The sequence below is a fragment of the Enterobacter sp. K16B genome (assembly GCF_020216105.1).
GTDB classification, from domain to species: domain Bacteria; phylum Pseudomonadota; class Gammaproteobacteria; order Enterobacterales; family Enterobacteriaceae; genus Enterobacter; species Enterobacter sichuanensis.
In genome coordinates this window covers 36174-59195 of sequence record NZ_JAIWJZ010000011.1, presented here as the reverse complement: position 1 = coordinate 59195, position 23022 = coordinate 36174, and the positions used below count along the sequence as shown (strand labels likewise).

22 protein-coding genes are annotated in these 23022 nt (G+C 55.3%); 10 read left to right on the top strand and 12 right to left on the bottom strand.

Translation table 11 applies throughout. The features are described 5' to 3' along the window. Positions 1–18 precede the first annotated feature (18 nt). The 6 genes from LDK53_RS02800 to LDK53_RS02775 all read left to right on the top strand — a co-directional run bounded on the left by LDK53_RS02800 (position 19) and on the right by LDK53_RS02775 (position 6269). A complete protein-coding gene (locus LDK53_RS02800; RefSeq protein WP_003858972.1) occupies positions 19–351 on the top strand; it encodes a YbaB/EbfC family nucleoid-associated protein in 333 nt (110 codons plus the stop codon). Beyond that, positions 351–956 carry a recombination mediator RecR gene (recR, locus tag LDK53_RS02795; RefSeq protein ID WP_006809843.1) on the top strand — a complete coding sequence of 202 codons (606 nt, stop codon included), beginning with the start codon at positions 351–353 and terminating at the stop codon, positions 954–956. The genes LDK53_RS02800 and recR overlap by 1 nt, the downstream gene beginning before the upstream one ends. A gap of 110 nt (positions 957–1066) precedes the next feature. Beyond that, entirely contained in the window at positions 1067–2941 is a 1875-nt protein-coding gene (htpG, locus tag LDK53_RS02790) for a molecular chaperone HtpG (protein WP_225284089.1), read from the top strand. 229 nt (positions 2942–3170) lie between these two features. Continuing rightward, the gene (gene adk / locus LDK53_RS02785) at positions 3171–3815 is read left to right on the top strand and encodes an adenylate kinase (protein ID WP_006809841.1); all 645 of its coding nucleotides are present in this window, start codon (positions 3171–3173) and stop codon (positions 3813–3815) included. A gap of 124 nt (positions 3816–3939) precedes the next feature. After that, positions 3940–4902, top strand: coding sequence for a ferrochelatase (gene hemH / locus LDK53_RS02780; RefSeq protein ID WP_025756144.1), 963 nt, complete (start codon positions 3940–3942; stop codon positions 4900–4902). Between the two features lie 62 nt (positions 4903–4964). Next, a complete protein-coding gene (locus LDK53_RS02775; protein WP_225284087.1) occupies positions 4965–6269 on the top strand; it encodes an inosine/guanosine kinase in 1305 nt (434 codons plus the stop codon). Between the two features lie 105 nt (positions 6270–6374). Here LDK53_RS02775 and ybaL read toward each other — a convergent pair whose 3' ends face one another. The 5 genes from ybaL to LDK53_RS02750 all read right to left on the bottom strand — a co-directional run bounded on the left by ybaL (position 6375) and on the right by LDK53_RS02750 (position 11839). Continuing rightward, on the bottom strand, positions 6375–8051 hold the full coding sequence (ybaL, locus tag LDK53_RS02770) for a YbaL family putative K(+) efflux transporter (RefSeq protein WP_094918574.1): 1677 nt from the start codon (positions 8049–8051) through the stop codon (positions 6375–6377). Positions 8052–8366: 315 nt separating this feature from the next. After that, positions 8367–9149: a M15 family metallopeptidase gene (locus LDK53_RS02765; RefSeq protein ID WP_225284085.1), complete on the bottom strand. Its 783-nt coding sequence runs from the start codon at positions 9147–9149 to the stop codon at positions 8367–8369. Positions 9150–9185: 36 nt separating this feature from the next. Next, positions 9186–9815 carry a hypothetical protein gene (locus LDK53_RS02760; RefSeq protein ID WP_225284074.1) on the bottom strand — a complete coding sequence of 210 codons (630 nt, stop codon included), beginning with the start codon at positions 9813–9815 and terminating at the stop codon, positions 9186–9188. Then, positions 9812–10432: a hypothetical protein gene (locus LDK53_RS02755; protein ID WP_225284073.1), complete on the bottom strand. Its 621-nt coding sequence runs from the start codon at positions 10430–10432 to the stop codon at positions 9812–9814. The genes LDK53_RS02760 and LDK53_RS02755 overlap by 4 nt, the downstream gene beginning before the upstream one ends. Before the next feature lie 198 nt (positions 10433–10630). Next, a complete protein-coding gene (locus LDK53_RS02750; protein ID WP_225284071.1) occupies positions 10631–11839 on the bottom strand; it encodes an MFS transporter in 1209 nt (402 codons plus the stop codon). A gap of 169 nt (positions 11840–12008) precedes the next feature. On the opposite strand from LDK53_RS02750, the gene ushA reads away from it, so the two are divergent. Then, on the top strand, positions 12009–13661 hold the full coding sequence (gene ushA / locus LDK53_RS02745; protein ID WP_045286620.1) for a bifunctional UDP-sugar hydrolase/5'-nucleotidase UshA: 1653 nt from the start codon (positions 12009–12011) through the stop codon (positions 13659–13661). A gap of 121 nt (positions 13662–13782) precedes the next feature. Here the strand turns inward: ushA and ybaK are convergent, their stop codons facing one another. From ybaK to copA, 3 genes are all read right to left on the bottom strand, one after another. Next, complete coding sequence (gene ybaK, locus LDK53_RS02740; RefSeq protein ID WP_023343509.1) at positions 13783–14262, bottom strand: Cys-tRNA(Pro)/Cys-tRNA(Cys) deacylase YbaK; 480 nt, start codon at positions 14260–14262, stop codon at positions 13783–13785. A 199-nt stretch (positions 14263–14461) separates the two neighbouring features. Beyond that, positions 14462–15256 (bottom strand): TraB/GumN family protein, encoded by a 795-nt coding sequence (locus tag LDK53_RS02735; RefSeq protein ID WP_225284069.1) that lies wholly within the window; start codon positions 15254–15256, stop codon positions 14462–14464. Positions 15257–15306: 50 nt separating this feature from the next. Continuing rightward, entirely contained in the window at positions 15307–17805 is a 2499-nt protein-coding gene (gene copA, locus LDK53_RS02730; RefSeq protein ID WP_225284058.1) for a copper-exporting P-type ATPase CopA, read from the bottom strand. A 108-nt stretch (positions 17806–17913) separates the two neighbouring features. On the opposite strand from copA, the gene cueR reads away from it, so the two are divergent. Continuing rightward, a complete protein-coding gene (gene cueR, locus LDK53_RS02725) occupies positions 17914–18324 on the top strand; it encodes a Cu(I)-responsive transcriptional regulator (protein ID WP_025756136.1) in 411 nt (136 codons plus the stop codon). Here the strand turns inward: cueR and LDK53_RS02720 are convergent. Continuing rightward, positions 18321–18773, bottom strand: a complete 453-nt coding sequence (locus tag LDK53_RS02720; RefSeq protein WP_025756135.1) for an NfeD family protein — start codon at positions 18771–18773, stop codon at positions 18321–18323. The genes cueR and LDK53_RS02720 overlap by 4 nt on opposite strands. Further along, the gene (locus LDK53_RS02715) at positions 18770–19684 is read right to left on the bottom strand and encodes an SPFH domain-containing protein (RefSeq protein WP_225284056.1); all 915 of its coding nucleotides are present in this window, start codon (positions 19682–19684) and stop codon (positions 18770–18772) included. Before LDK53_RS02715 ends, LDK53_RS02720 begins: the two co-directional genes overlap by 4 nt. 154 nt (positions 19685–19838) lie before the next feature. On the opposite strand from LDK53_RS02715, the gene fetA reads away from it, so the two are divergent. Next, the gene (fetA, locus tag LDK53_RS02710; protein WP_225284054.1) at positions 19839–20510 is read left to right on the top strand and encodes an iron efflux ABC transporter ATP-binding subunit FetA; all 672 of its coding nucleotides are present in this window, start codon (positions 19839–19841) and stop codon (positions 20508–20510) included. Next, on the top strand, positions 20503–21285 hold the full coding sequence (fetB, locus tag LDK53_RS02705) for an iron efflux ABC transporter permease subunit FetB (RefSeq protein ID WP_024906866.1): 783 nt from the start codon (positions 20503–20505) through the stop codon (positions 21283–21285). Before fetA ends, fetB begins: the two co-directional genes overlap by 8 nt. A gap of 49 nt (positions 21286–21334) precedes the next feature. On the opposite strand, the gene LDK53_RS02700 is transcribed toward fetB, so the two are convergent. Continuing rightward, complete coding sequence (locus tag LDK53_RS02700) at positions 21335–22189, bottom strand: co-chaperone YbbN (protein WP_047957912.1); 855 nt, start codon at positions 22187–22189, stop codon at positions 21335–21337. A 58-nt stretch (positions 22190–22247) separates the two neighbouring features. Beyond that, complete coding sequence (locus tag LDK53_RS02695) at positions 22248–23018, bottom strand: SDR family oxidoreductase (protein ID WP_025756132.1); 771 nt, start codon at positions 23016–23018, stop codon at positions 22248–22250. Between the last annotated feature and the right edge of the window lie 4 nt (positions 23019–23022).

Below are 23022 nucleotides of genomic sequence, written 5' to 3'. Positions count from 1 at the left end.
GAAAGAAGAGAGAAGCCTATGTTTGGTGGAAAAGGCGGTCTGGGTGGCCTGATGAAGCAGGCTCAGCAGATGCAGGAAAAAATGCAGAAGATGCAGGAAGAGATCGCTCAGCTGGAAGTCACGGGTGAATCCGGTGCCGGTCTGGTCAAAGTGACCATCAACGGTGCACACAACTGCCGTCGCGTTGAAATCGACCCGAGCCTGCTCGAAGACGACAAAGAGATGCTGGAAGATCTGGTTGCTGCCGCGTTTAACGATGCTGCGCGCCGTATCGACGAAACTCAGAAAGAGAAAATGGCCTCCGTTTCCAGCGGTATGCAACTGCCGCCTGGCTTCAAGATGCCATTCTGATGCAAACCAGTCCGCTGCTCACGCAGTTAATGGAAGCACTGCGCTGCCTGCCGGGCGTTGGCCCGAAGTCAGCGCAGCGCATGGCGTTTACGCTATTGCAGCGCGACCGCAGCGGCGGGATGCGCCTGGCGCAGGCTTTAACCCGCGCCATGTCAGAGATTGGTCACTGTGCGGATTGCCGTACCTTTACCGAGCAGGATGTTTGTAACATCTGCACGAACCCGCGTCGTCAGGAAAACGGTCAGATTTGCGTGGTGGAGAGTCCGGCGGACATCTACGCCATCGAACAAACCGGGCAGTTTTCCGGCCGCTATTTCGTGCTGATGGGGCATCTCTCCCCGCTGGACGGTATTGGCCCGGACGATATCGGCCTTGACCGCCTTGAACAGCGTCTTGAGTCCGAAACGATCAAAGAGGTGATCCTCGCCACCAACCCCACGGTGGAAGGAGAAGCTACTGCCAACTACATCGCCGAGCTGTGCGCGCAGTATGGCGTTGACGCCAGCCGCATCGCCCACGGCGTGCCGGTCGGCGGCGAGCTGGAGATGGTGGACGGCACCACGTTGTCCCACTCTTTGGCAGGACGTCACAAGATTATTTTCTGACCAAACGGAGGCGGCGTTTGCCGCCTTCGCTTGAAAATTTCCCCCCTTATCCCCATCTCTCCCTCAACGTTTTAAAACCCCATTAAATGGCATTGTTGAGGTCGACATAGATGAAAGGACAAGAAACCCGCGGTTTCCAGTCAGAAGTAAAACAGCTTCTGCACCTGATGATCCATTCCCTGTATTCCAACAAAGAAATTTTTCTGCGTGAGCTGATTTCCAACGCCTCCGATGCGGCGGACAAGCTGCGCTTCCGCGCGCTGTCTAACCCGGATCTGTACGAAGGCGACGGTGAGCTGCGCGTGCGCGTCTCTTTCAATAAAGAGAACCGCACTCTGACCATCGCCGATAACGGCATCGGGATGAACCGCGACGAGGTGATCGACCACCTCGGGACCATCGCCAAATCCGGCACCAAAGCGTTCCTCGAGTCCATGGGCTCTGACCAGGCGAAAGACAGCCAGCTGATCGGTCAGTTCGGTGTGGGTTTCTACTCGGCGTTCATCGTGGCGGATAAAGTCACCGTGCGCACCCGCGCGGCGGGCGACAGCGCGGAGAATGGCGTGCTGTGGGAATCGAAAGGTGAAGGCGAATACACCGTTGATGACATCACCAAAGCGGACCGCGGAACCGAAATCACCCTGCACCTGCGTGAAGGGGAAGATGATTTCCTGAACGACTGGCGCGTACGCTCCATCATCAGCAAGTACTCCGATCACATCGCGCTGCCGGTTGAGATTGAAAAACAGGAAGAGAAAGACGGTGAAACCATCGTTTCCTGGGAGAAAATCAACAAGGCGCAGGCGCTGTGGACGCGCAACAAGGCTGAAATCAAGGACGACGAGTACAACGAGTTCTACAAGCACATCGCCCACGACTTTACCGACCCGCTGACCTGGAGCCACAACCGCGTGGAAGGTAAGCAGGAGTACACCAGCCTGCTGTACATCCCGGCGCAGGCGCCGTGGGACATGTGGAACCGCGATCACAAGCATGGCCTGAAGCTGTACGTGCAGCGCGTCTTCATCATGGACGACGCCGAGCAGTTCATGCCGTACTACCTGCGCTTTGTGCGCGGTCTGATAGATTCCAACGATCTGCCGCTGAACGTCTCCCGTGAAATTCTGCAGGACAGCACCGTCACCCGTAACTTGCGCAACGCCCTGACCAAACGTGCGCTGCAGATGCTGGAAAAACTGGCGAAAGACGATGCGGAAAAATATCAGACCTTCTGGAAACAGTTCGGTCTGGTGCTGAAAGAAGGCCCGGCTGAAGACATGGCGAACGTTGAAACCATCGCTAAACTGCTGCGCTTTGCCTCTACGCATACCGACTCCTCCGCGCAGACCGTGTCGCTGGAAGAGTACATCTCCCGCATGAAAGAAGGGCAGGAGAAGATCTACTACATCACCGCCGACAGCTACGCCGCGGCGAAGAGCAGCCCGCACCTGGAGCTGTTGCGCAAGAAAGGCATCGAAGTACTGCTGCTGTCCGACCGCATTGACGAATGGATGATGAACTACCTGACCGAGTTCGACGGTAAGGCGTTCCAGTCTGTTGCGAAGGCAGACGAGTCCATCGACAAGCTGGCAGATGAAGTGGATGAAAATGCGAAAGAAGCCGAGAAGGCGCTGGAGCCGTTCATTGAGCGCGTGAAAACGCTGCTGGGCGAGCGCGTAAAAGAGGTGCGTTTCACTCACCGTCTGACCGACACTCCGGCCATTGTCACCACTGATGCCGATGAAATGAGCACCCAGATGGCGAAGCTGTTCGCGGCTGCGGGCCAGGCGGTGCCGGAAGTGAAATATATTTTCGAGCTGAACCCGGATCATCCTCTGGTGAAACGCGCGGCGGATACCCAGGACGAAGCCCGCTTTGCTGAGTGGGTTGAGCTGCTGCTGGACCAGTCTCTGCTGGCCGAACGCGGCACGCTGGAAGATCCTAACCTGTTCATTAAACGTGTGAATGCGCTGCTGCTGGCGTAACTAAACACCTGCCCCTCACCCTGGCCCTCTCCCCAAAGGGGAGAGGGTATAATCGTCCCCTCTCCCCTTTGGGGAGAGGGTTAGGGTGAGGGGGCATTCTCGCACTATCCCAAATAATCTCCCCCCATTAACCGTTTCAGCCCTCCCGCCTTCCTTGAGCCGCACTCGTTCTGGTGGTATTGTTTAGCGCTTTTGAAAAATTGAATCGACTTTTGAGGGGATTTTCGCAATGCGTATTATTCTGCTTGGCGCTCCGGGCGCGGGTAAAGGAACTCAGGCTCAGTTCATCATGGAGAAATACGGTATTCCGCAAATCTCCACCGGTGATATGCTGCGCGCCGCTGTAAAATCTGGCTCCGAGCTGGGTAAACAAGCGAAAGACATCATGGACGCAGGCAAGCTGGTGACTGACGAGCTGGTTATTGCTCTGGTCAAAGAGCGCATTGCTCAGGAAGACTGCCGTAACGGTTTCCTGCTGGACGGTTTCCCACGCACCATTCCTCAGGCTGACGCCATGAAAGAAGCGGGCATCAACGTGGACTACGTTCTGGAGTTCGACGTACCGGACGAGCTGATCGTTGACCGTATCGTTGGCCGTCGCGTACACGCTGCGTCTGGCCGCGTTTACCACATTAAATTCAACCCACCTAAGGTTGAAGGCAAAGATGACGTGACCGGCGAAGAGCTGACCACCCGTAAAGACGATCAGGAAGAGACCGTGCGTAAGCGCCTGGTGGAATACCATCAGATGACTGCGCCGCTGATCGGCTACTACACCAAAGAAGCGCAGGCGGGTAACACCAAATACGCGAAAGTTGACGGTACCAAAGCCGTGGCTGACGTGCGTGCTGAGCTGGAAAAAATCCTCGGCTAATCGCATCTCTCTCACCCGGGCCACCGGGTGAGAAAAATTCTCATCTTACCTATTACAGCAATGGGTTTCGTTTAAACGCATTTCCGCTACAATTGACAACCATTCAAATGGTTAAGAGGCGTGAATGAGTCAGGCGAAAACCGGCATCCTGCTTGCCAATCTGGGTACTCCAGAAGCACCTACATCAGACGCGGTAAAACGCTACCTGCGACAATTTTTAAGCGACACGCGCGTCGTGGATTTTCCGCGACTGCTGTGGTGGCCGCTGCTGCGTGGCGTCATTCTGCCGATCCGTTCTCCGCGCGTCGCCAAACTCTATCAGTCCGTGTGGATGGAAGAGGGCTCGCCGCTGATGGTTTACAGCCGTCGCCAGGAAAAAGCGCTGGCAGCCCGCCTGCCGGAGATGCCCGTCGCGCTCGGCATGAGCTATGGCAAACCGTCCCTGGAAAGCGCGGTGGACTCGCTGCTGGCGCAGGGCGTGGACCATATCGTGGTGCTGGCACTCTACCCGCAGTACTCCTGCTCGACGGTGGCCGCCGTCTGGGACGAGCTGGCCCGCATTCTGGCGACCCGCCGCCGCATTCCGGGCGTGACCTTTATTCGCGACTATGCGGATAACGAGCTGTACATCAAGGCGCTTGCCAACAGCGCGCGCGCGTCGTTTGAAAAACACGGCGAGCCAGATCTGCTGCTGCTCTCCTATCACGGCATCCCGCAGCGTTTCGCCAACGAAGGGGATGATTACCCGCAGCGCTGTCGCGATACCACCCGCGAACTGGTCTCCGCCCTTGGCTTGCCGCCGGAGAAGGTGATGATGACCTTCCAGTCGCGCTTCGGCCGCGAGCCGTGGCTGACGCCGTACACCGATGAAACCCTCAAAATGCTCGGTGAGAAGGGCGTGAAGCATGTTCAGGTGATGTCGCCGGGCTTCTCGGCTGACTGCCTGGAAACGCTGGAGGAGATCGCGGTGCAAAACCGGGAATTTTTCCTTGAAGCTGGCGGTGAAAAGTACGAGTACATTCCGGCGCTTAACGATTCGCCAGAACATATCGACATGATGGTCTCGCTGGTGACGAACAGCCGCTGATCGCACTCCGGGCCGGGTTTGTGCTACCATTCCCGGCCCATATTCTTCGTACAGTTCAGACCATGAAATTTCCCGGTAAACGCAAATCCAAACACTACTTTCCCGTCGATGCCCGCGATCCGCTCCTGCAGCAAATCCAGCCTGAAAATGAAACCAGCGCGGCCTGGGTCGTCGGTATCGACCAGACGCTGGTGGACATTGAAGCGAAAGTGGATGATGAGTTTGTCGCCCGTTACGGTCTGAGCGCCGGTCACTCGCTGGTGATTGAAGATGACGTGGCCGAAGCGCTGTACCAGGAGCTGGTGCGCGAAAACCTGATTACCCATCAGTTCGCCGGTGGCACCATCGGTAATACCATGCACAACTACTCCGTGCTGGCTGACGACCGCTCTGTCCTGCTCGGCGTCATGTGCAGCAATATCGAAATCGGTGGCTACGCCTACCGTTATCTGTGCAACACCTCCAGCCGTACCGATCTGAACTATCTCCAGGGCGTTGACGGGCCGATTGGCCGCTGCTTTACGCTGATCGGCGAATCCGGTGAACGTACCTTTGCCATCAGCCCGGGCCACATGAATAAGCTGCGCGCGGAAAGCATTCCTGAAGAGGTGATCGCGGGCGCGCCGGCGCTGGTACTGACCTCCTATCTGGTGCGCTGCAAGCCGGGAGAGCCGATGCCGGAAGCCACCATGAAAGCCATTGAGTACGCCAAAAAGTACGATGTGCCGGTGGTGTTAACACTGGGCACCAAATTCGTGATTGCCGATAACCCGGAGTGGTGGCAGGCGTTCCTGAAAGAGCACGTTTCGATTCTGGCGATGAACGAAGAAGAGGCCGAAGCGCTGACCGGTGAAAGCGATCCGCTGCTGGCATCTGATAAAGCGCTGGACTGGGTGGACCTGGTGCTCTGCACCGCCGGTCCTGTCGGGTTGTATATGGCGGGCTTCACGGAAGAAGAGAGTAAACGCAAAACCCAGCATCCGCTGCTGCCGGGGGCGATTGCCGAGTTTAACCAGTATGAGTTCAGCCGCGGCATGCGTTACAAAGATTGCATTAACCCACTGCGGATCTACTCTCACATCGCGCCCTATATGGGCGGACCGGAGAAGATCATGAACACCAACGGCGCGGGCGACGGCGCGCTGGCGGCACTGCTGCACGACATTACCGCCAATGCTTACCACAAAACCAACGTACCCAATTCCAGCAAGCATAAATTCAACTGGCTGACCTACTCGTCGCTGGCGCAGGTGTGTAAATACGCGAATCGCGTCAGTTATCAGGTGCTGAACCAGCATTCGCCGCGCTTAACGCGTGGCCTGCCGGAACGGGAAGACAGCCTCGAAGAGGCGTACTGGGACAGGTAAAAGAAACCCCTCACCCTAACCCTCTCCCCATAGGGGAGAGGGAACTCTAACACCCTCTCCCCTATGGGGAGAGGGCTGGGGTGAGGGCATCAGGCCGCACAACACTTAACCCGTCACCCCTTCTTCAACCGGCGGTTTCTCCAGCAGCGTCAGCATCGTATTTGCAATCTCGCGTTCGCCCATCACCACCTTATTCGCGCCGCGCTCGGTGATATATTCCACCTCGTCGTCATAATGCGCCCGGGCGATAATCTCGATATTGGGGCACTTCTCGCGCGCAGAAGCCACAATCTCGCCCGCTTCATAGCCGTTGGGTATGGTCAGCAGCAACCAGCGGGCGCAGTCCAGATGCGCCAGGTTCATGATCTCTTCGTTCGCCGCATTGCCCAGCACCGCCCGAATGCCGCGCTCGCGAAGCTCGTCGACGCGGGTGCGTGACGTTTCAATCACCACCAGCGGAATACCCTGCGCCATCAGCTTCTCGCCAAGCAGGCTTCCCACGCGGCCAAAGCCAACCAGCAGGGCGTGGTTGCAAATATCCACCGGGATCTGCTTCTCTTCTTCGATGGCCTCTTCGAGGGTCTGCTCTTCCAGGGTTTCGGTTTTATCGAGGTATTTTTCCAGCAGGGCAAACAGCACCGGGTTCAGCATAATCGACAGAATGGCACCCGCCAGCACCAGGTTTTGCCCGGCCTGTGGCAGCAGATTCAGGGCCATGCCCAGACCGGCGAGAATAAAGGCGAACTCGCCAATCTGCGCCAGGCTGGCGGCGATGGTCAGTGCCGTACGCGGCGAGTGGCCAAACATCCGCACCAGGAAGAAGGCGGCGAGGGACTTACCAAAGATGATGATCGCCAGCGTGCCCAGCACGGCCAGCGGCTGCTGGATCAGAATAAGCGGGTCAAACAACATCCCGACGGAGACGAAGAACAGCACGGCGAAGGCGTCGCGCAGCGGCAGGGTATCGTGCGCCGCGCGATGGCTCAGCTCGGATTCGTTCAGCACCATCCCGGCGAAGAAGGCGCCCAGGGCAAAGGAGACGTCAAACAGCTCAACGGCACCAAAAGCAATGCCCAGCGCCAGCGCCAGCACGGAGAGGGTAAACAGCTCGCGTGAGCCGGTTGCCGCGCTGCGGGACATGATCCACGGTACCAGACGGCGGCCCACCAGCATCATGATGGCGATAAACGCCACCACTTTCCCGATGGTAATACTCATATCCAGCGCCAGTGACGCGAAGCCGATATTGTCTTTTTCCATCATGCCAGCCACGGCAGGCAGCAGCACCAGCGTCAGGACCATCACCAGGTCTTCAACAATCAGCCAGCCTATCGCGATTTGCCCACGCTGGCTGTCTATCAGCTGTCTCTCTTCAAGCGCACGCAGCAGCACCACGGTACTGGCGGTCGAGAGACACAGCCCAAATACGATGCCGGTCATCAACGACCAGCCCAGCACAGCCGACAGTGCCATCCCCAGCAGCGTCGCCACCCCTATCTGGGCGATCGCTCCCGGTATGGCAATCGACTTTACCGCCATCAAATCCTTCAGGGAAAAATGCAGACCGACGCCAAACATCAGCAGAATCACGCCCAATTCCGCCAGCTCAGGGGCCAGTTTGGTATCCGCCACGAACCCTGGCGTAAACGGCCCGGCCAGGACGCCCGCTAGCAGATAGCCGACAAGAGGAGAAATACGCAGTTTATTGGCAATCATGCCGAGGATAAAAGCGAGCACAAGTCCACCAACAATGGTGGTGATAAGCGGTGTGGCGTGGTGCATTCCGTCTCCTTTCGTTGTGGGTGTTCCTTTTTGGTGAAAAACCAAAAAACCGAGTAATAGTTTATGACAATTTTCACGGTTATGTTTATGAATAATTGTTGAAAATTGAGTAAAACAGCAATATGCGTGGAAAAAAGCAGATTTTGCCAAATTTTGTTTAAGAGGTAGCGCGAGTGCTTGTGCTGTAAGGGGGGAGGAGAATCCATATTTTATTTTAGTCTGGAAATCCTGACGTTTAGCGTAGTTTTAAGTGTGTTTATTGACCCCCTTAAAGAAGAATGCCCTTAAAAGGGGGTTATATTGCTTTACTGAAGACTAAGAAATGATTTTAGCGACTTCAAAATGCATGCCGTCACGATGTGAGAAGAACCCCCCCCAATAGAAACCATGCTCCGCCGCAATGCCGACCAAATTATATACACATCCTTGTTGTCCCCAGGTTGCAGGTTGCGAACCGTAAGCATTCCACTGCGCGTTAATGTCGAAGGCAGTACCAAAAGCATGGTTAGATAAAATTTGCTGGTCAGCTTTACCGCGAACAAAGCGTGGCGCATAGCTACCATCGAAGCTGAGGATCTTGTCTAGTAAACCTGCAGTGTCCCATGCTGACCACAAATTGACAAATTGCTGCTGTACGAGGTGGTGAAACAGGACTTTACCCTGGACTGGTGCGCCAGCGACCCCTTTAAGCTGGGGAATAGCAACTCTGACTATGTTCTTCTTCTCAAAGTCATTGGTAATCTTAATTTTTTCCGGATTATCATCGCTGGGGGTAGGGGCAAACTCTAGCGGACCAAACAGGTTTTGCCTTTGGGCTGTACTAGTGATGGGGGAAAAAGTGGGCTTAGCGGGAAAGTGAGTATCATGTGGAACATAATCGACAATTTCAAATCCCCTTAACCCTGCAGCACCTAACGTCTGGTTACCTACAATGCCATCGGGTTCTAGTTGATGAGTTTTCTGGAAGGCCAGGGTTGCGGCTTCTGTTTTGTCACCAAAGAGGCCATCAGTACTGACAATAAAACCCTGACCTCTGAGATAAGCCTGCCATTGTGAGACAAAAACGCCTGAGGAACCCTTGCGGATAATATTAATCATAATTAATACCTGCTGTGTTGTTAAATATGTAATTTGTTATGGGGAAATTAATTGCTGATTTCTTTCTTTATAAAGTTCTGTTGGAATGGGTAATTGCTGATTTTTTTCTAAGTAGAGATCTGTAGGCACTGAAATAGTGATTTTTTCATTGGGCTGTAAAGTCTCGCCTGATACCGAGACTCCTCCATGGGTGGGAAGATTTTTGCCTGATGCGAAGAGCTCTCCCTCAGAAGGTACAGGATGAAAGCTTGCTGATGCACTTGCTCCCCCGGGGGGGAAACTATGATCTACATCGGGGGTGTAGTGAATACTATTTGCAAAATTTTGCATTGAATTTATTTCAAGTTTAGCATTATCTTTATTAATTCCTAGTTTTGCGAACTGCTGCTCATAAATATTAGCATTGGCGCAGAGAAGAACGGAAGGGTAAAGGTCCCAGAACCCCTGACTTGCAAGGATAGCTAAATTTAACTTAATAGGGTTGGTTATTTGGGATCCAGCGTCAGAAAACATATAAGCGTGTTCATAGGCAATGTCTGTTAGTTTCTCAGCGACGGGGCAAATAGTTTCTTTATTAGTATCAGTAATGATGTTATCGGCATAGCTTAAAGGTAGCATCATAAAAAATGAGATTATGGTTGAAATGGTTAATCCTGTCTGATTCATTTTTGTGCCTCATGCTTTAGTTGTTTTCTCAACGTTTCAGGGCTCATCGCAACTGGAGTTCGCATAACAGTTTCTGGAGCATTATTACCTGAGTACTGAAAAGTCACTGGCTGCTGATAATTAAAATGGGTCGGAGCGAAAAGAGCACAAATAATAATAATGCCACCGATCAGTATACCCATTACTCCAGGGGAGTGACTTGCAATTTGCGCACTCATGGGGATTTTGTCATTGCCTGTTACCTGAACGTTGTTCACGCGTTCGCTGGTGAAGAAGGAAATTGATAAACCACCAAAGATAATTGCTGAGCCAATAAGTATGGCAAGAATACGAATCAGGCTAAAAGCTGACATACTTAATCCAGCCAGTATAAATGCACCGTCATTAATAGCAGTTCTGGATACAATTGTTGCGATCTCTTTTGTTCTAACATATGCCAGAACTGTTAAACCAAGTAATTCAAGACTCAGAATAATGCCGCAACTTGCCCAAACATACATTTGCCATTTCGGTGTTTTTAATTTTCTTTCATGACTATTTATTTCTTCTTGAGGTGAAATTTTTTCCTGGTCGGTACCGATGTCAGGAACAATGCGACCATCTGCGATGTCAGCCATAATTTCTCCAGAAAAGGAGGTGGTATAAATAGCGTAGGTGATAACGGGAAAGGACAAGCATTATTTTACATGTTTTTTAGGAATGGATGTCACCATATCTGATAGATAAAATTAATAACCATGTTTATTAGTTTTAATAAACTGAATTGTAGTCCAAGGAAAATAGTGGCCGGATAAATTGTCCTGCCACTATAACCATTATCTGGTGTGCCGGTTATCAGGCAGGAATATGGTCAACATCCCAAGAAGTGGCAGGAAAGCGCAGATTTTATAAACCAGGAAGATGCTGGTGTGATCCGCAACCATCCCCAATACCGCGGCGCCAAGGCCTCCCATACCGAAGGCGAAACCGAAAAAGAGTCCGGAAACCATACCGATACGTCCTGGCAGCAGCTCCTGGGCATAGACCAGAATGGCGGAAAACGCGGAAGCGAGGATAAAACCAATGATCACGGTTAAAATCCCCGTCCATTCAAGGCTGGCGTACGGCAAAATGAGGGTAAAGGGCGCTACGCCGAGGATAGAGCCCCAAATAACATATTTACGCCCAATCTTATCCCCTACAGGCCCGCCAATGACCGTGCCGGCGGCGACGGCGAACAGGAAGGCAAACAGATGGATCTGCGCGTTTTGTACCGATAATCCGAATTTTTGCATCAGATAAAAGGTGTAATAGCTGCTGATACTCGCCATATAGAAGTATTTCGAGAAAATCAGGACCAGCAGGACGGCCACCGCCAGGATAACCTTATTGCGAGGAAGGGGATTGATAACCTTCGCTTTAGGTTTTCCTTTATTCACGCGATGCTGAGCAGCATACCAGCGGCTGATCTGCGCCAGCACAATAATCGCCAGCAGTGCGGCCAGGACGAACCAGGCCACGTTGCCTTTACCGTAAGGGGCAATAATCACCGCGGCCAGCAGTGGGCCGAGGGAGCTACCAAAGTTGCCGCCCACCTGGAAGAGAGACTGCGCCAGACCGTGACGTCCCCCGGAAGCCATACGCGCCACGCGCGAGGACTCTGGATGGAAAACGGACGAGCCGGTACCTACCAGCGCGGCGGCAATCAGCACGGCTTCAAAGCTTCCGGCCATGGCCAGCAGCACCAGTCCGCTTAAGGTAAAGCACATGCCGATCGGCAGCGACCACGGCATTGGGTATTTGTCCGTCCAGTAGCCCACCACCGGCTGCAGCAGTGAAGAAGCCAGCTGGAAGGTCAGGGTGATCATCCCGATCTGCACGAAGGTGAGGGAGAACTCGGACTGCAGCAGCGGATAAATGGTCAGAATTAACGACTGGATCATGTCGTTGAGCAGATGCGAGAGACTGATTGCGCCTAATACTTTAAAGGAGGTGCGCGACGCCGGCGCACCCGGAACGGGCTGGGTTGATTCACTGATTGCCATAGAGAGAATTACCACGTCTTGAGTTATTAGCGATGCAGGGTGTAATTATTATCCGACTAACATACCCGCCCGGGACCTTTGAAGAAAGTCGCAATTCTGAAAACTTATTTGTCTATTCTTATTAGTCACTGTAATTTCTGCCTTTGTCTATTGGTCAGGGAGAGAGAAGATGAAGTTAATGAAGCGGGGCGTCGCGCTGGCGCTGATTGCCGCCTGGGGTCTGGTAAGCCTGCCCGCGCAGGCGTATGAAAAAGACAAAACCTATAAAATCACCATTCTGCATACCAACGATCACCACGGTCATTTCTGGCGCAGTGAATACGGCGAATATGGTCTGTCGGCGCAAAAAACGCTGGTGGACGGCATTCGTAAAGAGGTGGCAGCCCAGGGCGGCAGCGTGCTGTTACTGTCAGGAGGCGATATCAATACCGGCGTACCGGAATCTGATTTACAGGATGCCGAGCCCGATTTCCGCGGTATGAATCTCATTGGCTACGACGCGATGGCCGTCGGTAATCACGAGTTTGATAACCCGCTGAGCGTGCTGCGTCAGCAGGAAAAATGGGCCAAATTCCCCTTCCTTTCCGCCAATATTTACCAGAAAAGTACCGGTGAACGCCTGTTCAAGCCCTGGGCGCTGTTTAAGCGTCAGGATCTGAAGATCGCGGTCATTGGCTTAACCACCGACGATACGGCGAAAATTGGCAACCCCGAGTTCTTTACCGATATCGAATTCCGCAAACCGGCGGACGAAGCGAAGCTGGTGATTCAGGAGCTGCAGCAAAACGAAAAGCCGGACGTGATTATCGCCACCACCCACATGGGGCACTACGACAACGGTGAGCACGGCTCGAACGCACCGGGTGACGTGGAGATGGCGCGCAGCCTGCCAGCGGGCTCGCTGGCGATGATTGTGGGTGGTCACTCACAAGATCCGGTGTGTATGGCCTCGGAGAACAAAAAGCAGGTGGATTACGTGCCGGGTACGCCGTGCGCGCCAGACCGTCAGAACGGTATCTGGATTGTGCAGGCGCACGAGTGGGGCAAATACGTGGGCCGGGCGGACTTCGAGTTCCGTAACGGTGAGATGAAGCTGGTGCATTATCAGCTCATTCCGGTCAACCTGAAGAAAAAGGTCACCTACCCGGACGGGAAAAGTGAGCGCGTACTATACACGCCAGAGATCGCCGAAAACCAGCAAATGCTCTCCCTGCTGACGCCGTTCCAGAACAAAGGTAAGGCGCAGCTGGATGTGAAAATCGGCACGCTGAACGGGCGTCTGGAAGGGGACCGCAGTAAAGTTCGCTTCGTGCAGACCAACATGGGTCACCTGGTGCTGGCGGCGCAAATGGCACGTACCGGCGCTGACTTCGGCGTGATGAGCGGCGGCGGCATTCGTGACTCTATCGAAGGCGGCAACATCACCTATAAAGACGTCCTGAAGGTGCAGCCGTTCGGTAACGTGGTGGTCTATGCCGATATGAGCGGGAAAGAGGTCATTGACTATCTGACCGCTGTGGCGCAGATGAAACCGGATTCCGGGGCCTATCCGCAGTTTGCCAACGTCAGCTTTGTGGCGAAAGACGGCAAGCTTAACGATCTTAAGATTAAAGGTGAACCGGTCGATCCTGGCAAAACCTACCGTCTGGCGACTCTGAGTTTTAACGCCACTGGCGGCGACGGTTATCCGCATATTGATAATAAACCGGGCTACGTGAATACCGGCTTTATTGATGCGGAAGTGCTGAAGCAGTTCATCGAGCAGAATTCACCGATAGACGTGAATGCGTATGAGCCGAAAGGTGAGGTGAGCTGGCAGTAGTGTTGTGCGGCCTGATGCCCTCACCCCAACCCTCTCCCACCGGGAGAGGGCGCGAACACAAAAAACGGTAACGCCTGTTACCGTTTTGCTTTTACCTCGAAGCCGCCACCCGGCAAATTTCTCAATCCCGGCGCGCAATATCCGCAAACTTCGCGTCCAGCATTTTCGCCAGATCGCCCGCGGCCAGCTCAATATCCAGCCCGCGTTTGCCTCCGGATATAAAGATAGTGTCAAATTCCTGTGAAGGGGCATCAATCAGCGTCGGCAAACGTTTTTTCTGCCCGAGCGGGCTGATCCCACCCACCAGGTAGCCCGTGGTGCGTTGCGCAACCATCGGGTCGGCCATATCCACCTTCTTCGCCCCCAGGGCTTTGGCGACTTTCTTCAGATCCAGCTGTCCCGCCACCGGCGTAACCGCGACGGCGAGGTGCTTCATGTCGCCATTCACCGCAACCAGCAGCGTTTTATACACCTGGTCCGCGTTCAGGCCCAGCTTGCGCACCACTTCATCACCAAAGTTGGTTTCATTCGGATCGTGATCGTAAGTGTGGATCCGGAAAGAAATGTTGTTTTTTTCGAGTAATTTAACGGCGGGAGTCATAGCTATCCTTCTTACGACAGACAAATCATGCCACCAGCATACGCCTGACGTTTCTCTAAAAAATAGCACCATCTTGCGCAATAGTATTGGCAGTGATGGTCACTTTGAGCGACAATCGGCTCAACCGAAGGTCTCCTTCGGCATAATAAAAACGATGAAATTCCTCTTTGACGGGCCAATAGAAATATTGGCCATTTTTTTATTTCAGCAGCGACGGCAAATTCCCTTCTCCGTATAAATGTAACGCCCCGACCGCCACCACATAATGCCCCGCAGGTAGCGCATGCAGCGTCTGTCGCCAGGCCTGGTTGCGCGCATTCATCAGCACATCGTATAACGATTCGCTGAAGGTCGACGGTAAGGCCAGCTTACCCTCCGCAGGCGGCGCGTCCAGCCACCAGCCAATCATGGTTTGCAGCAGTCGCGCGTTGGTGTGCCAGTGGGTCAGCGTATCATCCAGCAGCATACGGCCGTCATCGGGCAGCTGTCGCAGGAGCGCAATCTGGCTGTCGGTCCCTTCCAGTTCGATGATGGGCAGACTGCGCGCCCTGGCCACATTCAGCAGCTGGTAATCAATGCCATAATCACCGCGCAGACCCAGACGCTGCGCCTGCGTGGCCTGCAGCACCATCGCAATTTGCCACAGCGGCAGGGTGTCAATCATGGAAAGCGAGACGCCCGTTTCATCCGCCACGCGCGTCAGCTCCGCAAGCTGGGTTTCATCCAGACGTTCCGCGAGCGTGAGATCGCTCTCCAGGCCGGCGAATGGCGACTCATGGCCGGAGATGTCCGCCTCAACAACCAGCGCGTCCGCATGTTTCAGCTGCTTGATCAGGCCGGGCGGCAGGGGAGACATATCCTGCGTACCCATATGAATGCTGCCTACCAGGTGCAGGTGTTGCCCGCCAGGGAGAGAGATATCCAGACCCGGCCAGGCGTAACGGCGAGGAAAGAGGGCGCGAAACGATGTTTTTATACGATTAAACAGACCCATACGCGCTCCATGAATGGAAAGGGTCATGCTAGCGCGTACGAGTACAAGGTTCAATCCTTCGGTTTAAAGCGCAGCAGCCGGTTGGCGTTGCTTACCACGGTGATGGAGGAGAGCGCCATCGCCGCACCTGCGACCACCGGATTTAGCAGCGTGGCGGTCAGCGGCCATAAAATGCCGGCCGCAATCGGGATACCGAGGGTGTTATAGATAAACGCCCCCAGCAGGTTCTGCTTCATGTTGCGCAACGTGGCTTTTGAAATGGCCAGCGCGTCGGCAACGCCCATCAGGCTATGGCGCATCAGCGTAATGGCGGCGGTTTCAATGGCCACGTCGCTCCCACCCCCCATGGCAATCCCCACGTCCGCCTGGGCCAGCGCCGGGGCATCGTTGATGCCGTCGCCGACCATCGCCACCTGACGGCCCTGACGCTGCAGGTTTTTAATGGCGTCCGCTTTGCCATCCGGCAGTACGCCCGCAATCACCTCGTCAATACCGGCCTCCCGGGCGATGGCGTTTGCCGTTGTTGGGTTATCTCCGGTCAGCATGACCAGACGGTAGCCCGCGCGATGCAGGCGCTGCAAGGCGTCCACGCTATCCTGACGAAGCGGATCGCGCACGGCCAGCAGCGCTGCGGCCTGGCCATCGACCGCAAGCAGAACCGGCGTGGCGCCCTGAGACGCCTGCGCTTTCAGTTCACTCTCCAGCGCGGAGGTATCAATACCGTTGTCATTAAGCAATGCCTGGTTGCCCAGCAGCAGCGCGTGGCCTTCGGCTTCACCGCTGACGCCCAGCCCGCGCAGGGTACGGAAGTTGCTGACCTGCGGCAGGGCAGATGCATTCGCTTTATCAAGGATGGCGCGCGCCAGCGGATGGCTGGAGCCTTGCTCCAGCGCCGCGGCGAGCCGCAGCGCGTCCGCTTCGGCAATGCCTGCGGTCGTGACGGCTACTACCTGCGGTTTGCCTTCGGTCAGCGTGCCGGTTTTATCAAACACCAGCGTGTCCAGGGTGCTGGCCCGCTGCAGCGCGTCCGCATCCCGCACCAGCACGCCAAACTCAGCGGCGCGACCTACGCCGGAGATAATCGACATCGGCGTCGCCAGGCCAAGGGCGCAAGGACAGGCGATGATCAGCACCGTGGTGGCAATCACCAGGGTATACACAATCTGCGGCGCCGGGCCGAAGAAATACCAGATAGCCGCGCTCAACAGGGCAATACCGACCACCACCGGCACAAAAATGGCAGAGATCCTGTCGGCAAGCTGGCCAATCTCCGGCTTACTGCTCTGCGCCTGGCGCACCATGCGAATAATGCGCGACAGCGTGGTGTGGCTGCCGACGGCGCTGGCGGTGAACAGCACGCTGCCGTCCTGTACCACCGTACCGGCATGAACGGCGTCACCGTCTGATTTCTGCTGGGGGATGGGCTCGCCGGTCAGCATCGCTTCATCCAGCCAGGCTTCGCCCTGCGTGATTTTACCGTCAACGGGAACGCGATCGCCCGTGGTCAGACGCAGCGTCATGCCGGGCTGAACCTCGGCCAGCGGGACGCTCTTTTCCCCGTCGTCCGTGACCACGCGCGCGGTTGGCGGGGTTAAATCGAGCAACCTTTCCAGCGCTTTCGAGGAGCGCTGACGGGCGCGGGCTTCCAGCATATGGCCTAAGTTAATCAGACCGATGATCATCGCGCTGGCTTCATAATAGAGATGCCGCGCTTCCATCGGGAACCACTGGGGCCAGACGTTCACGCTCATGGAGTAGAGCCACGCGGCACCCGTGCCGAGCGCAACCAGCGTATCCATCGTCGCGGTGCGGTTTTTCAGGCTCTTCCAGGCGCTGGTATAGAAATGACCGCCCGCGAAGACCATCACGCCCAGGGTAATGAGACCGATGACCAGCCACAGCGTGCGGTTGTCGTCGGTGACCATCATGTTGTCGCCGAGCATCCCCCACACCATCACCGGAATACCCACCAGCAGGGCGACAATCGCCTGCCAGCGGAAGCGCTTCATGGTGGCAATCGCCGTTTCCTGCTGGCGCTCGCGGCGTTCGGCATCATCTTCGATGGCCTCCGCGCCGTAGCCCGCTTTTTCAACGGCCTGTACTAAATCTGCTGCGGAGGCGCTGCCCATCACCAGCGCAGTGCGCTCCGCGAGGTTGACCCGTGCCTGGGCGACGCCCGGTACCGCCTGCAGGGCGTTTTGTACCCGGGAGACGCAGCTGGCGCAGCTCATGCCGTTGATCAGCAGCTGTTGGCTGTCATCAATATCATCCGCTGCCGGAAGCTCAGGATTGGCCGCTGTCAGTGCTTCCGACGGGGATGATGACTCTGCCAGCGGTTTAGCCTTTGGGTGGCTCAGCTCCGCCCCATAGCCGGCCTGCCTGATGGTATCGATCAACGCATCCGCGCTGGCGCTGCCGGTAACGGCGGCATGGTCGATAGTGACTTCAGCGCTTTCAACATCGGGGCGCTGTTCAAGGCTTTCTTTTACGCGTTTGACGCAGTGACCGCAGGAGAGGCCATCCAGCGTCAGGTCGATAGTGTGAGACATAGTAAAACTCCCGTATAATGATCTGGTCAGTTGTTGACCAATATCGTGCTTTTTACTGACTGTTATGAAGGTTAAACCTTCCATCAAGGGGAAGGTCAAGGGGGAAATGTGAATATCAGCGATGTGGCGAAAAAAACCGGTTTAACCAGCAAAGCGATTCGCTTTTATGAAGAGAAGGGGCTGGTGACGCCGCCGCTGCGCAGCGAAAACGGCTATCGCAGCTACACGCAACTGCATCTGGATGAACTGACGTTACTGCGCCAGGCGAGGCAGGTCGGGTTTAATCTGGAAGAGTGCGGTGAGCTGGTTAACCTGTTTAACGATCCGAAGCGTCACAGCGCAGACGTGAAAAAACGCACCCTGGAAAAAGTGGCCGAGATTGAACGCCATATCATCGAGCTACAGGCGATGCGCGAACAGCTGCTACAGCTCGCGGAATCCTGTCCGGGGGATGACAGCGCCGACTGCCCGATTATCGATAATCTTGCCGGCTGCTGCCATCGTAAGACCTCTGCTTAGCAGGCTTTAATCCGCAGGGTAATGCCTTGCACCGCAATGACCTCAACCCGCGTGCCGGCGCTGAGGTCTTCGTCGGCGACCACCGGCCACGAGCTGTCGCCCACGCGCATATGTCCACGTCCGTTCACCAGCGCGGTATCAAGCGTAAAACGCTGGCCGACAATCTGCTGTCCGCGCTGGTTGAGATGCGCGTCCACCGGTTTCTGCTCGTTAACCTGTCGGTTAAGCCAGCGCCACCACAGCCACGCGGCCACCAGCGTCAGCACGGCAAATAATGCCCCCTGCCACGCCCAGTCAAGCGGCAGAAGCCAGACGAGCAGCCCGGTAATGACCGCGGCGACACCGCTCCACAGCAGGTAGCCATTGCCGCCCAGCATCTCCGCGGCCAGCAATAACCCCCCAAGGCTTAGCCAGAAAGCGTGAGGATGTGCGACGATAAGCTCAATCATTTTTTACGCTCGTTCCCGCTGTCTTTGATCAGTTCAGCAATCCCGGCGATAGAGCCCATCAGGCTGCTGGCATCCAGCGGCATCATCACCACTTTGCTGTTAGTGGCGGAGCCGATCTCTTTCAGCGCATCGGTATATTTCTGCGCGACGAAGTAGTTCACCGCCTGGATATCACCGGCGGCAATCGCCTCGGACACCATTTGCGTTGCGCGGGCTTCCGCTTCGGCAGAACGTTCACGCGCTTCCGCCTGTAAGAACGCGGACTGACGATCGCCTTCCGCTTTCAGGATCTGCGACTGTTTTTCCCCTTCCGCCTTCAGGATCTCAGCCTGACGTATCCCTTCCGCTTCCAGAATGTAGGCACGTTTGGTTCGCTCAGCCTTCATCTGCGCGTTCATGGAGGTGATCAGTTCCTCTGGCGGGCGCACATCGCGGATCTCGATGCGGGTCACTTTAATGCCCCACGGGTTCGTCGCTTCATCAACAATGTGCAGCAGGCGGGTATTGATGCTGTCGCGCTGGGAGAGCATTTCATCCAGCTCCATCGAGCCGAGCACGGTACGGATGTTGGTCATCGTCAGGTTGACGATCGCCAGCTCCAGGTTGCTCACCTCATACGCTGCTTTTGGCGCATCAATCACCTGAATAAAGCAGACGGCGTCAATGGTGACGTTGGCGTTATCCTTCGAGATCACTTCCTGGGAAGGAATATCCAGAACCTGTTCCATCATGTTGATTTTACGGCCAATCCGGTCCATGAACGGGACAATCAGGCTTAGTCCAGGCTGGAGCGTGTTGGTATAACGACCGAAACGCTCGACGGTCCACTGATAACCCTGAGGAACAATTTTGACGCCTGCGCCCACAATAACCAGCGCAACAAAAATAAGGACTGGAACAACAATAAGCATAAAAACCTCCTGTTTTGCATGCCGTGATGAGAGAACGTGTGTGTTTATTGCTCATAAGTATATCGGCTATCCGGTTGAAATTCGCCTCTGAAAATAGACTGGAAAAAGATTATGCTACAGACGGTTCTTACAAGACGCGGTTAACGGAAGCGGAATGAACAATAAAAAAAACCTGTTACAACTCAGGGATATTGGATTTCGTGTCGGGGATAACACTATCCTTCAGCACGTTGAATTTAGTCTGTCGCCGGGCGAGTTTAAATTAATCACCGGGCCATCAGGCTGTGGCAAAAGCACCTTGCTGAAAATTGTGGCCTCGCTGCTCAGCCCCACAGAGGGGACCCTTCTCTTTGAAGGTCAGGACGTTGCGTCGCTCTCTCCGGAAAACTATCGCCAGCAGGTCTCTTATTGCGTACAGACCCCGGCGCTGTTTGGCGATACGGTCTATGACAACCTGATTTTTCCGTGGCAAATTCGCCATAAAACGCCGGAGCCGGAACGCTTTATTAACGATCTGGCCCGCTTTGGCCTGGCGCAGGAGACACTGACCCAATCCATCAATGCGCTGTCGGGCGGAGAAAAGCAGCGCGTCTCGCTGATCCGCAATCTGCAGTTTTTACCGAAGGTGTTGTTGCTGGACGAGATCACCAGCGCGCTCGATGACACCAATAAACGCAACGTCAACGAGATTATTCATCGTTACGTTCGCGAGCAGAATATTGCCGTGCTGTGGGTCACGCACGACGCTAACGAAATTAGCCATGCGGATGACGTGATTAGGCTGCAGCCGCACGGCGGGAAAATGCAGGAGGCAAACCGTGGGTGAGCATAATATTACGAACGAATCTCTGGCGTTTTCCATGGTGCTGGTGCTGATTGCGATTGTGGTCAGCTACCGGGAAAAGCTGGGCCTGGAAAAAGACATTGTGTGGAGTATCTGCCGCGCGGTGATTCAACTCATCATCGTCGGCTATGTGCTGAAATACATTTTCAACGTTAACCACGCGGTGCTTACGCTGCTGATGGTGCTCTTTATCTGCTTTAACGCGGCGTGGAATGCGAAAAAACGCAGTAAATACATTGATAAAGCGTTTATCTCGTCGTTTATCGCGATTACCACCGGCACGGCGCTCACGCTGGCGGTGCTGGTGCTCTCCGGCTCGATTGAGTTTACGCCGATGCAGGTTATCCCTATCTCCGGGATGATTGCGGGGAACGCCATGGTGGCCGTTGGGCTGTGTTACAACAACCTCGGCCAGCGTTTCAGCAGCGAACAGCAGCAGTTGCAGGAGAAATTAAGCCTGGGGGCAACGCCAAAAGTGGCCTCGGCGCGGCTGATTCGTGAGAGCATTCGTTCATCGCTGATCCCGACCGTGGATTCCGCCAAAACGGTGGGGCTGGTCAGCCTGCCGGGAATGATGTCGGGGCTGATTTTCGCCGGTATCGATCCGGTAAAAGCGATTAAGTATCAGATCATGGTGACGTTTATGCTGCTCTCCACGGCCAGCCTGTCCACCATCATTGCCTGTTACCTGACCTACCGGAAGTTCTACAACGCGCGCCACCAGCTGGTGGTGACGCAGTTGAAAAAGACAGGGTGATATGGCTTTTGTAGGCCCGGTAAGGCGAAGCCGCCACCGGGCTTTTTTGTCAGTAGAGCAGGGCGTACAGCTGACGGCGATATTTCGACGCCAGCGCATCACCGGTGCCCAGCGCGGCCAGGATCTCCTGGAACATCTTGCGCGCCTGGCCGTCTGCGGCAGCAAGGTCTTTTTGCAGATGACCAAACAGCAGCTCAAGCGCCTCTTCGTTACGTCCCACCTGATGCAGCTGCAGTGCCAGCTGGCTTGCCAGCGCCGCATCGGCCGGGTTATCGGCAACCTGCTGTTGCAGCTGCTGAATTTCCGGGGTGTCCGCGGCCTGCTTCAGCAGCTCAATTTGCGCCACCAGCCCCTGATAGCGGGTATCCTGATCCTGCAGAGGAACGGTTCTGAGGACGGCTTCTGCGTCTTCTGAACGGTGCAGGGCAATCTGCGTTTCCGCCAGCAGCAGGCCAATCTGGCTGTTCTGCTTCGACAGCTGCCACGCCTCTTTGAGCAGCGGCAGCGCCTCGTCATATTTGCCTTCCTGCATCAGCGCCATGCCTTCCTGCGCTTTCAGCTCCTCTTCGCGCGGCAACACTTTATCCAGCAGGGCACGAATGGCCTCTTCCGGCTGCGGTCCCTGGAAGCCATCCACAGGCTGACCATTCTGGAACAGATAGACGGTGGGGATCGCGCGCAAACCAAACTGAGACGCCACCATCGGCTGTGCGTCACAGTCCAGTTTGGCGAGAATGAACTGACCATTGTACTGGGCGGCAAGGCTTTCCAGCACCGGCGTCAGCTGCAGGCAGTGTTGGCTGCGTTCAGACCAGAAGTAGAACAGCACCGGTTTGGTCATCGACTGTTCAAGGGTCTGTTGCAGGTTTGCTTCGGTAATATTGACGATATTCTGTACGGACATGCGGCCTTCTCTTTTATCGGTTTACTCTTTACATGGGGATGCGCGTCGTCGCTTCAACTCAACCGTGTAAAATTTTGTCCATCATCCGGCCCGGCAGCAGACGTTTTAACCAGCCTACGGCATGGGTGACCAGCGTCACCGGATAGCGCATTTTGGGATTGTCACTCTCAAAAGCATGGCGCACTTTGGCCACCACCGCTTCGGGTCCGAGCGTAAAACGTGCGGCAATGCCGGGGTTCTCGACCGGTTTATCCGCCTGCGTCTGGTTAACGTTTTCGGTAAAGCGGGTGCGGATCGGGCCTGGTTCAATCAGGCTGACCTTAATGCCGCTGTGGCGTAGCTCCATGCGCAGGGCGTCGGACCAGGCTTCCAGCGCATATTTGCTGGCGGCATAGGCGCCGCGACCTGGGGTTGAAATCAGCCCCATCACGGATGACGTCATCACGATGCGCCCTTCACCATGCGGCAGCATCGCGGGGAGCAGGCGCATGGTGAGCTGATGTACGCCGAAGAAGTTAGTCGAAAACTGTTTCTCCAGCGTTTCGCGGGAGAGGGTATCCAGCGGACCGTACACGCCATAACCCGCATTATTAAACAGCCCGTAGAGGCGATTGCCGGTCAGGGCGATCACCTCATCCGCGGCGCGATCAACGCTCTCCGGCGAGTCCATATCCAGCAACACGCCGGTAAAGCCCAGCCCGTTCATGCGTTCGACATCGTCGGGTTTGCGGCAGGCCGCCAGCACCCAATATCCCTGGCGCTTTAATTCGAGCGCGCTTTCAAGGCCGATTCCACTGGAACATCCTGTTATTAAGACCGATTTTTGCATAACT